Origin of the sequence: [Clostridium] clostridioforme AGR2157, from assembly GCF_000424325.1 — a bacterium.
Taxonomy (GTDB): Bacteria; Bacillota; Clostridia; order Lachnospirales; family Lachnospiraceae; genus Enterocloster; species Enterocloster clostridioformis_A.
On the sequence record NZ_AUJR01000076.1, the window covers coordinates 1 to 13,882 of the forward strand.

General features: G+C 44.0%; 13 protein-coding genes and 3 pseudogenes. All 16 read right to left on the minus strand.

The genetic code is table 11. The annotated features are described in order from the left end of the window. Positions 1 to 190, minus strand: a 190-nt coding sequence (locus G614_RS35165) for a DUF6431 domain-containing protein (protein WP_044918564.1), incomplete at its 3' end; no start/stop codon positions are given. A gap of 137 nt (positions 191 to 327) precedes the next feature. Continuing rightward, complete coding sequence (locus G614_RS29405; protein WP_027643646.1) at positions 328 to 585, minus strand: hypothetical protein; 258 nt, start codon at positions 583 to 585, stop codon at positions 328 to 330. 23 nt (positions 586 to 608) lie between these two features. Next, complete coding sequence (locus G614_RS29410) at positions 609 to 746, minus strand: helix-turn-helix domain-containing protein (protein WP_027643647.1); 138 nt, start codon at positions 744 to 746, stop codon at positions 609 to 611. A gap of 362 nt (positions 747 to 1,108) precedes the next feature. Continuing rightward, on the minus strand, positions 1,109 to 3,451 hold the full coding sequence (locus G614_RS0121995) for an ABC transporter permease (protein WP_027643648.1): 2,343 nt from the start codon (positions 3,449 to 3,451) through the stop codon (positions 1,109 to 1,111). Next, positions 3,435 to 4,130, minus strand: coding sequence for an ABC transporter ATP-binding protein (locus G614_RS0122000; RefSeq protein WP_027643649.1), 696 nt, complete (start codon positions 4,128 to 4,130; stop codon positions 3,435 to 3,437). The genes G614_RS0121995 and G614_RS0122000 overlap by 17 nt, the downstream gene beginning before the upstream one ends. A 63-nt stretch (positions 4,131 to 4,193) precedes the next feature. Beyond that, positions 4,194 to 5,423, minus strand: a complete 1,230-nt coding sequence (locus G614_RS0122005; protein WP_027643650.1) for a sensor histidine kinase — start codon at positions 5,421 to 5,423, stop codon at positions 4,194 to 4,196. After that, entirely contained in the window at positions 5,420 to 6,118 is a 699-nt protein-coding gene (locus tag G614_RS0122010) for a response regulator transcription factor (protein ID WP_027643651.1), read from the minus strand. Before G614_RS0122010 ends, G614_RS0122005 begins: the two co-directional genes overlap by 4 nt. Then, positions 6,115 to 6,291 carry a helix-turn-helix domain-containing protein gene (locus tag G614_RS33080; RefSeq protein WP_027643652.1) on the minus strand — a complete coding sequence of 59 codons (177 nt, stop codon included), beginning with the start codon at positions 6,289 to 6,291 and terminating at the stop codon, positions 6,115 to 6,117. Before G614_RS33080 ends, G614_RS0122010 begins: the two co-directional genes overlap by 4 nt. Positions 6,292 to 7,241: 950 nt before the next feature. Further along, positions 7,242 to 7,441 (minus strand): annotated as a pseudogene (locus G614_RS34715) (flavodoxin); the annotation flags it as partial. 298 nt (positions 7,442 to 7,739) lie between these two features. After that, on the minus strand, positions 7,740 to 9,563 hold the full coding sequence (locus G614_RS0122030) for a lysozyme family protein (RefSeq protein WP_027643654.1): 1,824 nt from the start codon (positions 9,561 to 9,563) through the stop codon (positions 7,740 to 7,742). A 33-nt stretch (positions 9,564 to 9,596) separates the two neighbouring features. Then, positions 9,597 to 9,959: a hypothetical protein gene (locus G614_RS0122035; RefSeq protein WP_027643655.1), complete on the minus strand. Its 363-nt coding sequence runs from the start codon at positions 9,957 to 9,959 to the stop codon at positions 9,597 to 9,599. Between the two features lie 36 nt (positions 9,960 to 9,995). Next, a complete protein-coding gene (locus G614_RS0122040; protein ID WP_027643656.1) occupies positions 9,996 to 12,347 on the minus strand; it encodes a VirB4-like conjugal transfer ATPase, CD1110 family in 2,352 nt (783 codons plus the stop codon). After that, positions 12,334 to 12,774 carry a PrgI family protein gene (locus G614_RS0122045; protein ID WP_027643657.1) on the minus strand — a complete coding sequence of 147 codons (441 nt, stop codon included), beginning with the start codon at positions 12,772 to 12,774 and terminating at the stop codon, positions 12,334 to 12,336. The genes G614_RS0122040 and G614_RS0122045 overlap by 14 nt, the downstream gene beginning before the upstream one ends. Before the next feature lie 8 nt (positions 12,775 to 12,782). Further along, positions 12,783 to 13,226 carry a DUF4313 domain-containing protein gene (locus tag G614_RS0122050; RefSeq protein WP_027643658.1) on the minus strand — a complete coding sequence of 148 codons (444 nt, stop codon included), beginning with the start codon at positions 13,224 to 13,226 and terminating at the stop codon, positions 12,783 to 12,785. A 12-nt stretch (positions 13,227 to 13,238) separates the two neighbouring features. Beyond that, positions 13,239 to 13,535 (minus strand): annotated as a pseudogene (locus tag G614_RS0122055) (hypothetical protein); the annotation flags it as partial. A 102-nt stretch (positions 13,536 to 13,637) separates the two neighbouring features. Then, positions 13,638 to 13,882: pseudogene (locus G614_RS30625) on the minus strand (group II intron reverse transcriptase/maturase); the annotation flags it as partial.

A 13,882-nucleotide genomic window follows, 5' to 3' on the forward strand; every position in this document is an offset into this window, starting at 1 on the left:
TCTTACAATGAAACCGTCGGATGATTAACTGCTCCTTCACACCGCCTTCTTTTTTGCGGATACGTGGACGGGAATCCCGGTAGGAAAGCGTAGCCTGACAGATCGGGCACATATGGGTGGTCACACTGCTCTCAACAAAAAACACAAACTCCTCCTTGAGGACAAGTGAATAATCTGATATAATAACCATGGTTAGTGACCAGGGTCTCAGAGTACACAACTTTCCAGGAGGGTTCTCTGAGACCTTTTCCTTTTTGTATGCTGATGACAGTATACAGGTCAATTCAGAGACAGGCAAGTAAATCAGTATTTTGATAATTTATGAGGTCAACAACACGTAATCATCAGATACCCTAATAAAAATAAATAGGAAACTCCATATCCCATCATCTGTAGATTCACCCCTGTAAACTCTGGCATAAGAAAACGGATTGCCAATACACTCATAAGCAGATATGCCACTCCTGCAAAAGTATACAGCGTCGACTTCACCCTTCCTATAACGGGCGATTCCACGATTGGATTCTTCTCCACACATTTTTTCATTTCCTCGCCGGACAGCAGCTCATCCAGAGATACTTCCAATACCTCCGATAATTTCTTAGCAGTCAGGAGATCGGATACCTCTCACCACCTTCCCACCATGACACAGCCTGCCGGGTAACATAGAGATACTCCGACAAAGTCTGCTGCGTCATCCCTTTTTCCTCTCTTGCCCTTTTTAGTTTCTCTCCAAATTCCACCATAATTATCAACCACCTTTTCTGATTTGATTCCTATAGGATAGGCTGATTATAAAATATCCTGCAACCAGATGAAAGAAACACCCTTCAAAATCCATGTAAACCAACTGGTAACATGGGATTTCTGCCAGTATATATGGCAGAATATGCCAAAATGGAGCAGAGCCAACAACCTGGGAGTGTAATCTCCGTACTATGACGGCTTTTTTCTTTTGCCGTCATGCGGCAGATAATGAGCAAACATTTTGCTTTACTTTATTTTATCAATGTCAGCTTACTTTAAGATGAATTTTAGCTTACGGATTTGTAAGGTAGAAAAAGAGAGGGTAGTTTTTGAAGCTACCCTCTCAAGAGATTATGAAAGATTATTGTGCGCTGATATTTTCAATGATAGACATTCTTTGTAACCGTTTTGCAGGCCCCCGAACCGCCAAAAGGGAAGTAAATAAAACAATGGCGATGATGAGTATAAGAGGAATAAAAGGTACACTCCATGCAGTTCCCCAAATATTTGTTATTAGACTTACATAAATAACCCAGTGCATAGGAAGCCCAATGATACAGCCCCCAATAACCCCGTTTATCGCATAGGTTCCTGCTTCGGTAACTATCATTTTTATAAGTTGACGGTCACTCATTCCAATCGCCCGCATACCTCCGTATTCTTTCATTTTTGCTGCAACCCCCATATTGATTGTATTCATAATATGGAATATGGTAATCGCAACGATAATAGAAAGGAAACCATAAACAAGGACGGCAAAAGTATGGTACAGATTTCTTTGCTGCTGAACTTGCGAAAGACTATCTGAAAATATTACACCGCCATCAGTAAATAAATTTTCGATTGCTTTTACATCTTCACTGGAAGCGTTGTTTTCAAACTGAATATCTATAATCGTATAGCCTTTTTCTCCTGTCAGTGCGGTAAAGGTTTTTTCTGAACAGAAAAAGGTTTCCGTACCCTCCACACGGGCTAAAGGACTATCAGATAAAATCCCTGCAACTGTAACGGTCTGCGTACTATCATTGATAGACAAGGTTATATTGTCGCCAACTTGCACATCAGCATTTCCCGTCTGAACAAATAATACTTGATTTTCCTGTTGCATGACTGTTTCTATGGAACCGGCTACTAAAGTGTCTGCCGCCCACTTAAATTGATTTTCCTCATAGGAAATAAGATTTGCATTATGGCTTTTCCCGCTATATTCTACCGGAACATTATAAGCAAACATACGTCCGTATGCCCGTTTGACAACATCATTTTGCGTTATTTGCTCTAACAGTTCATTGTCAATCGAACAAGTATTAGTTTCGCTTACTATGGATAATTCCGGCGTATATACTGGGGGAACAAAAGCATTTTTCATAAAATCAACAAGGGTACTGAATGAAAGAAACAACGTAATGCAGACAGCAAATGCCCCTGTCATTAAAATATAATTCCTTTTCTTTGCTTTTGCGTGATGAATACCCAATGCAGTTTCAATTTTAAAGGTCTTTGTATTAGCAGCTTTACGGAATGAAGCTGTTTGCTCGGCATTTCCCGATACAGCAGTAAGCGGGGAAACTTTTGCTGCTCTCTTTGCCGGAGAACGTGCAGCCAATAAAACAGTCAGAAGTCCTAACAGAATACTTGCAATTATACTTATCCAACTGATCCCCAAAATCGGCATAGATGAAAACCATTGAGAATTTATCACCCGCATAGCAGCCGACAAAATCCAGACAATCACTATGGAGAATATAATTCCAATAGGAATAGCTGTTTTGCACCAATACAATCCCTCTAAACGTACAAATCGCATTATCTGCCGTTTTGTTGCGCCTAAACACCGGAGCATACCAAAAAATTCCGTCCGTTCTGCGACATTACTATTCAAACTACTTGAAATCATCAGAATACAGGTCAGCATAACGATAACAGAAAGAATAAAAGCTACTTGATAAATCTGATTTACACCTGTTTTTCCCTCTATTTGTCCTTGTATACTCAAAAGAGGGATATTCCCGGTTATCTGTTCATCAGACAGATTATTGCTTGCCTTTACATCATTGATTGTGTCCGGTATATTGCATAAACGTGAAAATTGAACAACATAACTTTCATTAGCATTAGGAACAGCAAGCGTCCCCAATCCCTCTGGTGTCATTACTGCAATCGGCATATCGTCGGAAATTAAGCGAGAGGTTTCTGTATCATCTAAAAATCCAACTACCAGATAATCCGCTGCACTTCCGTCTGGTTTATATAATTCAACCGTTCCATTCAATGAAACAGAGGCAGTATTTTTTAGTGAAGAAGATATGGCTATCTCGTTTGGCGTGTCTGGATATTCTCCCTCCGTAATTCCATTCAGAAATATATTTTCAAAAACGCTTTTATTTTGTGCGCTGATTGCAATAGGCTGTTCTTTTATAGAATATCCTGCTTCGGAAGAAACCGTATTGTGCCACCCGGCAACCTCTATCTCTGGACGTGCTGAAATAAAGGAAGCCGTTTGCGTATCAATAGAATAAAACTCATAATGCCAATTTCCGCTTTCTTCCATCTGATGTTGTGTTACCCCCTGTAAATACATATCGGCAAGCCCAAACATGACGGCAACCAAAAGTACCGCAAGGGTAATACAAATACGGGTCATTTTGCTTTGCTTGCGGTGGATTTTTGCAGATATAGGAACAAGTTTAAGATAATGTTTCATTAGCTATCCCTCCCAAATCTGTAAGAATACCGTCGCTTACACGAAATACCCTGTCAACCGAAGCAGTTAAATTATTATTGTGCGTAATCATCAAAATAGTTTGCTGGAAACGTCTTGAAGCACTGGTAAGCATATCAATAACGTCCTGGCTATTTTTGCTGTCAAGGTTTCCTGTCGGTTCGTCCGCTAAAATAAGTTTTGGCTGTGTTATCAATGCCCTCCCAATCGCTACTCGTTGCTGCTGTCCCCCGGATAACTGGCTCGGTAAATGGTGACGGCGTTCAGTAAGCCCAAGCAGACTAAGGATTTCATTTACTCTGTGTGGGTCTGGTTTACGGTAGTCCAACAGCAGAGGAAACATAATATTTTGTTCTACGTCCAGTTCCGATACAAGCTGAAAAGACTGAAAGATAAATCCAATATTGCGTCGTCTGAAAATCGTCCGTTTGTCCTCTTTCATAGAAAACAGGTTTTGCCCGTCAATAAAAATGGAACCGGAAGTCGGCGCATCTAAAGCACCAATACAATTAAGCAGAGTGCTTTTTCCAGAACCGGACTCACCTACAACGGCGGCAAATTCCCCTTTTTCAAGGGAGAAAGACACATTTTTCAAGGCGTTTACTTTTGCTTCGCCTTTACCATAAGTTTTGCACAAGTTTTCAACTCTTAAAATTTCCATATAATAATAACCTCCTTTTCTCAAAGGATAGCAGGGGCAGCTTACAATCCAGTGAATTTAACCTTACGATTTCGTAAGGAAAGAAACTGAAAAGGTGGTTCCCTCATGTAAAATACTTTGAACGGAAATAAGCCCTCCTTGTCCCTCTATGATAGATTTTGCAAGAGGTAGTCCTAATCCAACTCCCGGTGTATTGAGAGAGTATTTGCTGCGGTAAAAGCGTTTGAAAATATGGTGTATATCTTCCGGGGCAATCCCGCTTCCGTTATCGGAAACTAAAATCCGTAACATAGTTGGTGTACTTTCCCAAGTAATTCTAATTATTCCTCCCGCTTTTGTATGGTCTAAAGCATTTTTTACAAGGTTTCCAATCGCTTCACTTGTCCAGTCCATATCGCAAATGACTGTTTGATTAGGTGTTCCATTTACAATAATCTGTTTTCTTTCCTGTGTAGCCCTTGTCGTAAGCTCGCTGATCGCGTTTTTAATCAATTCCTGTATGAAATATGATTGCTTTTCAAAAAGAATATTTCCAGTGTCTAAACGTGTGATTTTCAGCATAGACAAAATAAGCTGTTCTATTCGTTTTAAGGCAGTTCCGATTTTTTGTGAAAATTCCTTTACCGTTTCAGCATTATCCGGCTCGGCTTCTATGATTTCCTGATACATCATTAAAGCTGCTAATGGAGTTTTTAGCTGATGTGAAATATCCGAAATTGTACTTTTCAGAAATTCCTTTGTTTTATGCTCTGTTTCGTTTTTGGCTTGAAGCATAGTAGCAAGCTGTTCAACAGAAGCAAATAAATGAAAGATTTCCCCCTCGCTGTCTTGCGGCAAATGGCAGGAATAGTCATTGTTAATATAATTATCTATGATTTTTTCTGCTTGCTGATAAAGCCCGTTCCTAATCCGCAGGAAAAAAATAATTCCAATGCCAAGAATTAGTGTTAGGAAAATGCACCCTCCCAATACCATAAGCAAAAAATGATGTTGAAATTGGGAGAAATGCGGCAATAGGCTATTAAGTGTATTTTGGTTAATTCCTAAACTACTTAAAAATTCTACCCCTGCGGCACTTGTATCTGTGGAAGAAACAGCATTTGCAATCACTTCTTTTGAAACTCCCTGTTCCAATAGAGCAGATACAACAGCCCTGTCATGTTCCAGATACATAGATTTCGCAGTAGCTATTTGAGTTTGACAAAGCCATGTGCCCGTGCCAAAAATCAGAACAATGTATACGGCAATGAAAAAAGAAAAAAACTTAACTTGTCTATCACGGAATATGCTCATGCGTCCACTTCCTTCCATTGATAACCAAATCCGCGAACCGTGATTAAGTGCTGCGGGTGGGAAGCGTCAGTTTCAACTTTTTCACGGAGCCGACGAATATAAACAGATAAGGTATTATCGTCAACAAAATTTCCTGTCCCGTCCCACAAATCATTTAGGATAATATCTCTCGAAACAACACGGTTTGCGTTGCGTACTAACAGACAAAGTAAGCGATATTCTGCATTTGTCAATTCTAATAATCTGTTATTCAATAATACACGGCTTGCTAACAGGTCAATAGAAATATCGCCACACTCCAGAGTGTTTGTTTTATCTTGTGCAGATATCCCCGCACGACGCAGTAAGGCACGAATACGGGAACATAATTCTCCTAATTTAAAAGGCTTCGTAACATAATCGTCCCCGCCGCAATCCAAACCACGAATTACATTAACTTCTTCATCAGACGCAGTAAGGAAGATAATCGGGATTTGCGCATTTTGCTTTCTAACTTTTTCACAGACATCAAATCCCGTTCCGTCTGGAAGCGTAACGTCAAGAATAAGCAAATCATACTTATTTATTTCTCTTAAACAAATTTTTGCTTCCTCAACAGTACGGGCAATATCAACATGAAATCCATTTTTATTTAGAGAGTATTGTAAGCCGTCTATTAAGCCAATATCATCTTCCAGAAGTAATAGGTTATTCAATGCTTAAACTCCTTTCTTCTCGCGTCAGCAGGCTTTTCCGCTTTCTTTGGTATCAGCCATACACTTCCAAATTTTGAAACACCCGGTATGCGGTTCCCCTCACAAAGTTTTTGTACCCGTCTTTCTGAAATGCCCCATTTAGCCGCAGCTTCGGCGCAAGACATATATTCCATAATCCACCCGTCCTTTCTGCAAAATCTATCAGTATAATTATATACGGTACGCCGAATAATAGCAAGGCTATAATTATGAATTATTCTGGCTAATCAATGGAATTGTATAGACATATTCAAGGAGAAAGGCGAAAGGAATTGTAAGAAGTATTTAGATGCTTTGATAATTCGTATTCTTAGGTAGAAAGATACCCGGCGGCGGTCAGGCTTTTTTTTGATAAGTAAGAAATGGTCGTACTTTGTCGATACGCCTTATACATCATGGCGGCTACCTCCTTTTAGCCGCCGTATCTTTTTGGGAATATTATTTTGAGGATATAGAAACGGCGACTTTGAGTACAACTCTCAACACCGTCGTTAAACCATGCCAATAAATTTTCAAAACAGGCTATCTAACATAAGCGGTTGAAAATAGTAGCATGAGCAACTGCAAAACTGCACATATAACCGCATAGTTACTTTTTTTCTGTCATAGTTTCAACAACACAACTGTCAAAACCAGAAATCATAATTTCGCTGTCTGCTTCGGTAGAGTTTTTTGAAACCTTACCTCCGGCTTCAATGAACGCCAACATTTGCGCGGCGTGCTCCTGCCAAGCGTAAATGTCTGCTTCGGTCAAATCCGGCTCTCCGACAGCAAGCATTTTTACAAGACCGCTTTCTACTATTTCAGCATGGGATTTATATTCTTCATACGTCCAGTAATCCACGGATTTTTCATCAGAGGAAAGGTATTCACTTTCAGAAATCCACGTATTACCCATATCCAAGCTGATCTTCGCAATGCCGTCAGCCTCTTTTTCGGCGTCCTTGCCGATAACAATGATGTTGTCACTTATAGTTTCAACATTTGCGAGATTTGTAGCGGCAAAGGCCGTTGTCCCCAAGCCCAAAACCATTGTGGCGGCAAGCAAGAGTGCCGCGCCCTTTTTCTTTATGCCCATATCGTTTGCTACAGCCGGACGGAATGACTTATCATTCATTTCCACACTGCTGCGGCTCTTTTTATCCATCCAGTCCAGATCAGCATCCGTGTATGGAACCTCTGGCTGAATCTCATGTAAATCTGCTCCGATAGCCTCTGCATGCCGTTCTGCCAGTTTCCTGTTACGCCGCTGGCACTGAAATACGCTACTAATACCTTGCTCATAATCAATACCTCGCCTTTCCTGAAAATCATATTTTATCACTATGTTTTACAATAGAATACCATAAATCCGAGGCAAATGCACCCTGGCGTTTTTTGAGTTGGGGTAATCGTTAAAAATGCACCCTCTGGCAGCCAAGGGTGCATTGTATCAATTTATGGTACGCAAGCCAGTAAGAGAGTATGTCTATACCTATCTATATAAAAAATAATGAGAATGTTGTAGAGACATGACACCTTGCTGTTCGTGCAAAGTGCCATGTCTCCCCCTTGTTTTTAATTCTTGCCTATATATTGCAGTTTAATATGACACTACCCCATATCCCATGATACAGGAATAATTAAGATCATAGTTGTTCTGCTTTACGGCATTTCCGGAATTTCCTTCCACCGTATAGACTCTACCGCCCTCGCTTTTTTCTACAATACCTACATGGTCGGACTTGCCATCTCCATCCCAGTCAAAGAAAATAATCATCCCTGCGGTTGGGCTGCTTCCTGCAGCCTGCCATTTTCCTTTTCCCTGGAACCAGTCTACTCCATCTGTACAGAGAGAAAATCTTGGAACAGCACCGCTCTCTATGAGGCCGCTCTGATCCGCACACCATGAAACAAAGCAGGCGCACCAACTGACATGACTGTCAAATCCATACCACGACCAGAACTTGTCTCCACCTACATTCCCTAACTGCGTCAGTGCTACAGATACGATCTGCTCGTTTCCGAACAAAGCTGCAAACGGATTTCCTCCGGAATAATAGCGAAGCACATGGGGAACGTACTCCGGATCCCCATACCTTGCCCATCCATGGGAGGCTGCCTGCTGTTGGGAAAACAGCAGTGCATTGGCTTCACTATATCCCCCGTAATTTCTTACCGCCCATGATATGTACCCGTTTCCATAGTTATATCCCTGCAGCGACAGTTTCAGCTTGTCCATGTCCTGCGGGCTGGTGCAGCCAGCCTCCCGGACACAGTCTGCATAATATTGCACTCCAACCTCTATGGAATATTCCGGATCTGCAATGGCTCCGGGGCTGTTTGGATACCGTGTATTGTAAGGACATTCACTGGACTGCATCGGATCTGTTCCATTCCCTCCGGATTCCTGCATCATGATCGCCTGGATCACAGGGACATATTCCGGGATACCATATTGGCTGGCATACTTTTGGATCGTTGCCGTATAGGCCAGTACCTGCTCACTTAAAGATGCGCTGCTCTGTGAAGAACTGTAGGCAAAGACACCGCCAATGACGCCAACAATCAGGATCAGTACAATGAACATGGAACCAGCTCCGGCCGCCAATGCGACAAGCCCATTCCGGACGGCTTTTACCGCAGCCTCCACCGCACGTTTGAACCGCACCACTGCGGATGCTGCCTGTTCTGCCCGTCTTGCGCCCCGCTGCATATTATGGATGGCAGTCCGCTTTGCAGCCTTGGCCGCCTGTGCCTTTCTCTGTGCAGATGATATCTTTTGCATGGTACTTCCCGGCACGGTCTGAGACTTTATGATCCGGGGTGCTTTCTTCACCGACAGCCTGTCTGCTGATTTTACTTTTGGTGGCTGCCTGGATGCCTGTTCCCGCACGGTGCGTCTGGCATTTTCCCTGGTACGGATGGTCTGACCTCTGCCCGTCCTGCCGGAATCCTGGATCATGGTATTTTTCTCTGCCTGATGCTCCAAAGACTGGTTCTGTACTTTTTTCCTGGCCGCATCTTTTCTGGCTCTTTCTTTTGTACGCACCCGTCCCTTTTCCACGGCATCTTCCGATCCCTGCCCGGAATGCGCATCCATCTCTTTCTTCGCCCTTTCTGCTCCAGTACGTTTTTGCAGATTCTGGTAAGTCTTTTGGGCTGCTTGTTTTCCGGCGGCATAAGAAACCTTTGTGGCTGTCCGGCCGCTTTCCTTTGCCCCTCTTTTCAGTACGCTTTCCACTTTATCACCAGCATACCCGGTCGGGGAATCCGGATGGTCCGCTGCATCGGATACTCTGGATCCCTGGAGAGATTTTTCCTTAGCCGCAAGCCCGGCTTCTTTCGCCAGCTCTTTTGGCATACGGGAAGCCTTTTCCAAAACCTTCGGTTTCCGGTCATGCTCTCTTGTTTTGATATCCTTCATATCTCACCTCCCATCCGCATATCCTGGAACCGATTATCGTTCTGGAGTGTTCCTGTGCTTTTCCCCTTTCTGGAACTTCGGCAAATAGCCCTCCAGTTCCTTTACCGCTTTTTGTACCAGCGGATGGTTCGCATAGGCCGCAATCATGTCAATGGATTCCTTATCGATCTGATCTGCCACTAAAAGCGGCCAGTGTATCCCTGAATAATCCGGGATTGCCGGATCCTGCAATTCAAACCCAATGCCGGGGATGTTACAGGCATTCCGTTTCCGTATTTTTTTATAGATATCCACTGCCTGTGCCAGTGTCAGATTCTCATAACACTCTGAATAGTTTTCAAATTCCATGCATCCGGCTGTATAAAACCGGATGCTGGCTGTTTCCTGTTGCTCCATACTTCCTCCTTCCTGGCATCAACGCCTTATGTTTTTTTATGGATTCAACCCCTGTGCCTCCCCTGGCTTGGTCGTCATCAAGCGGTATAACGCTGTATTTTTCGGGAAGCTGTTTTCAAATGGCACGATATTGCCGGAACAGCGGATCAGGCCATGGCCGGCGCCCACATTCGTGATATACGATAACTGGTTATCCGAGATATTCAGAAGGTTCGCCAGTTCATCCCTGTCAGTCGTTGCCTGATTCAAAAGAATCAAAAATTCACTGTTTGCTAACATCAGCCTTGCGGTATCAGATTTTAAGAGTTCCTCCACATTCTGCGTCAGGCCGGTCACAAAGCCAGAATACTTTCGGATTCTTTTATACAGACGATAGAAAAAGTCGGCGCTGTACTCATACCGGAAAAGCAGATAAAACTCATCCGCAAAGATCCAGGTTGTCTTTCCCATCTTCCAGTTCTGGATCACACGGTTAAAAATGGAATCCAGAGTGACCAGCATGCCAAGGGGCATCAGTTGTTCGCCAAGCTCCCGGATGTCATACGCAATGATCCGGCTTTTGGTATTGACATTGGTCGGCTGTGCAAAGGTATTTAAACTTCCGTTAATAAATAATTCTGAGGACAATGCCAGCCCTCTGGCTTCTTCCTCCGGCTGGAGCATCAACTGTCGGTAAAGATCCTTTAATGTCGGCACCTGCCCCTGATACCCATTGCGGATATAATCCCGGTAAACATCTGCCGTACAGCGGTCGAGGATGGATTTCTCTTTGGCTGAGAGATTACCCGCACCCACGAGCTGTTCGAACAGGGACAGGATGAATTCCGATTTCTCGATCAGCGGATTCTTGTCATTTCCATATGCGGAATCCATGTCCATGGCGTTCAAATGGGTATCCGATGTAGCCGAGATTTTAATGACTTCACCGTTTAATGCTTCTACAAGGGAACCGAACTCTGACTCCGGATCCAGGATCAGGATATCGTCCTCTGTGGACAGTGCCAGGTCCACGATCTCTTCCTTTGCGGAAAAACTCTTACCGGATCCGCTGACGCCAAGACGGAATGAGTTTCCATTCAGAAGCCTTCTGCGGTCTGCCACCAGCATATTTTTGCTGACCGCATTCTGCCCATAATAGATGCCCCCAGGCTGCATGATCTCCTGTGTATGGAATGGGATCAGCACCGCTGTGGATTCCGTTGTCAGGGTACGCAGGGCATTGATCTTCCGGAGCCCATAGGGAAGCACTGTATCCAGCCCGTCCGCTTGCTGCCACTTCAAGGTGGAAAGCTGGCAGAGATGTTTTCTTGCCACAGAAAAAAGTGTCTCCGTATCGGAATCCAACTGCTCTTTGGTTTCTGCCATATGTACCATCGTCAGAAGCCCGAACATCATCCGCTGGTCCCTAGTCGTCAAATCCTCCAGCATTTCTTTTGTCTCTTTTCTCTGAAGCTCCATGTCATAAGGAACCACCGCAGAGAAGTTATTATTGGCATTCTGCCGCCTCTGCCAGTTCGTTACGTTGGTTTCCACACCAAGTAGCTTGTTCTGGATCTCACGCACCGCTTCATCAGTCGGCACTGGCAGAATGTCAATAGACAGCATCAGGTCCCGGCTTAGATCACACAGTTCTGACACCATATCGTCTTTTACATAACTGGCGTAATCCTGCATATAAAGCACACGCCCATATCTTCCATTGATCCGGAAGTGGTCGCTGTGAAATTCCATGCTCTCAGGACAGATCCAGTCCTTAAAACTATGCCCTTTCTTTGCAAAGGCTTTCAGGTCAAAGGGAAACGCAGACGGCTCATCCATCTTAAAGAAATCACGAAATAGCTGCAGCCGCTCCCCGGCATCCAGTTCTTCTGCTACCGAGGACAGCTTTGCTAAATGGGTTACGATATCCGTTCCCACACGCGCAAAGTATGTCCGCGCTTCATCCACGTTCTTTTTATGGATGCTGACAGTAAGGTACCGCTCCTGATAGATACTGTTGCTGGTACCGCTGACTTTGGACAATAGCATGTCGTTATATTCCTGGCGGTAATGATCCAGTCCATCCCCTTTCATCGGGATCAACAGGGAATGCTCAAATTCCTCTTTATTGATCCTGCGGTTATTCAGCGTGATCTTGGCGGATGAACCAGAATCCAGCGCATTCAAAAGTTCCGAATAATCGAGGAACATCTCCGTTTTATCCGCTTTGCTTGCGATGGCATAATTGATATCCGTAAACCGGAACGATTTTGAATATTTATTTCCCACCTGAAAGATGCCGTCCGGCCATATCCTGCGGATCGAAACCGCCTGCTGGACAGACTTTGGCACCCGAAACCGCTCTTTATCCATTTTTAATGCCTGACTCAGTGTTTTAATCAAAGGCATCCCCCCTTCCTTTTTTCTTCTTCACCTTTTTCTTTTTCGCCACATTCTCTTTCTTCCGGGTGATGGCCGTTCCGTCACCCCCGGTACGCTCCCCTGCAAGGATGCTTTCTTCCATGCAGGAATAGTAAAGGTTTTCCGGTTGGAAACTCAGCTTTTTCGGATACAGGATTTCAGATTTTATAAATGCCCATAAAAACTGTTCTGCGGTCATCCCGTGATATTTGAAAAATCCACAGGCGGCAAACGGAGCGGCCCCAAGCATGCACAGCCATCCCTGGATCTCATCGGGCAAACGCCCTTTCGTTCCAAAATAGATCGCCACCGCCGCAAGGATTGCCAGCACAGAAAATGCACACTGCCTGAAATTCAGTCCAAAAAACATAGATTCCTGGTAATCCCGGATCTCCTTATTCATTTTTACTTCCATATTCGTTCCTACCTTTCTTTCTGTTCATGCTTTCTTTTCTTCGGTTTCGTTTCTTTCTTTGGGGCATCCTGCTCTTTTCTTCTCTGGAGATATCCTTCTACTCCTTTTGGATCAAATTCCCTTAATCTCTCCATGTCAAAAGCCACTTTTGCATAGGCACAGTAACCGGAGAATCCAATTTCCGGCAGAACGACACCCAATTTATGCTTTTTAATAAATCTCAGATTCTCTTTGCTTAAAAAATGATCAATGTATGCCTCATTGGGTTCTAGCGGGATCATGCTGCTCATTGGCAGGTTTACTGTCAGATTCCCAAATTGGTCGAAGCCTTCTTCCGTTTTGTTATGAAGGCCGATATAGAGGCATCCGTTGTTTGCATAGGATGACACCTCAAGCGCCAATTCCTCATGCCCGAATTCCCAGTCAAATCCCAATGTTTTTATTTCATCCATTTCCTTATCCTCCTACAATCCCATGATCTCCTTAACGATCCGGTCAGATGCTTTGACCGCACCTACAAGGATCAGCAGATTAAACACCAGCTCGCCCACATAATTCCAGACAATCGTCACCGCTGACAGGCTGGTATCCGACACGGCAGGTGTACTGGATGTGAATACTGAAAATATGATACAGGCCAATGCAATGATCGCTCCCTCCAGACAAACTCCCGCATAGGAACGGATGAAGTTTTTCCCTACCGATTGGGACGGCTCCCCTGCAAAAGTCGAAAGGGGAATGGGTGCAATGGCGGTATACAGTAGGGTAAGAACCCAGCGCCTTGCCATATCGCTATGGCAGGTTTCCGAGAACTCCCCTCCGAACCGGACTTACACCTCTCGATGTATCCGGCTCTCCAGATGTCAGTCTAATTTCCCTGCGTGTAACTTATCGTGACAGTCAATACAGAGTGCCATTGTCTTGCGCCTGCGCCCAATCATGGCGATTTCCCATTGTTTTCTGCCACTTAAATCTTTGAGTTTTCGTACATGGTGTATTTCGAGCGGTACATTCTCTGCGCCGCACCACTCGCATTTGTTCGCTTGTAGCCTTTTAATCAGGCTGTTGCGCCCATAGTTCTCAACTACTCTTGCTACTATATCGGGAT

What these genes read in the sequence shown, in the direction of transcription:
- G614_RS29410 (WP_027643647.1), bottom strand. Translation starts at nt 746, where the DNA reads ATGGTGGAATTTGGAGAGAAACTAAAAAGGGCAAGAGAGGAAAAAGGG.
- G614_RS0121995 (WP_027643648.1), bottom strand. Translation starts at nt 3,451, where the DNA reads ATGAAACATTATCTTAAACTTGTTCCTATATCTGCAAAAATCCACCGC.
- G614_RS0122000 (WP_027643649.1), bottom strand. Translation starts at nt 4,130, where the DNA reads ATGGAAATTTTAAGAGTTGAAAACTTGTGCAAAACTTATGGTAAAGGC.
- G614_RS0122005 (WP_027643650.1), bottom strand. Translation starts at nt 5,423, where the DNA reads ATGAGCATATTCCGTGATAGACAAGTTAAGTTTTTTTCTTTTTTCATT.
- G614_RS33080 (WP_027643652.1), bottom strand. Translation starts at nt 6,291, where the DNA reads ATGGAATATATGTCTTGCGCCGAAGCTGCGGCTAAATGGGGCATTTCA.
- G614_RS0122030 (WP_027643654.1), bottom strand. Translation starts at nt 9,563, where the DNA reads ATGAAGGATATCAAAACAAGAGAGCATGACCGGAAACCGAAGGTTTTG.
- G614_RS0122035 (WP_027643655.1), bottom strand. Translation starts at nt 9,959, where the DNA reads ATGGAGCAACAGGAAACAGCCAGCATCCGGTTTTATACAGCCGGATGC.
- G614_RS0122040 (WP_027643656.1), bottom strand. Translation starts at nt 12,347, where the DNA reads ATGCCTTTGATTAAAACACTGAGTCAGGCATTAAAAATGGATAAAGAG.
- G614_RS0122045 (WP_027643657.1), bottom strand. Translation starts at nt 12,774, where the DNA reads ATGGAAGTAAAAATGAATAAGGAGATCCGGGATTACCAGGAATCTATG.
- G614_RS0122050 (WP_027643658.1), bottom strand. Translation starts at nt 13,226, where the DNA reads ATGGATGAAATAAAAACATTGGGATTTGACTGGGAATTCGGGCATGAG.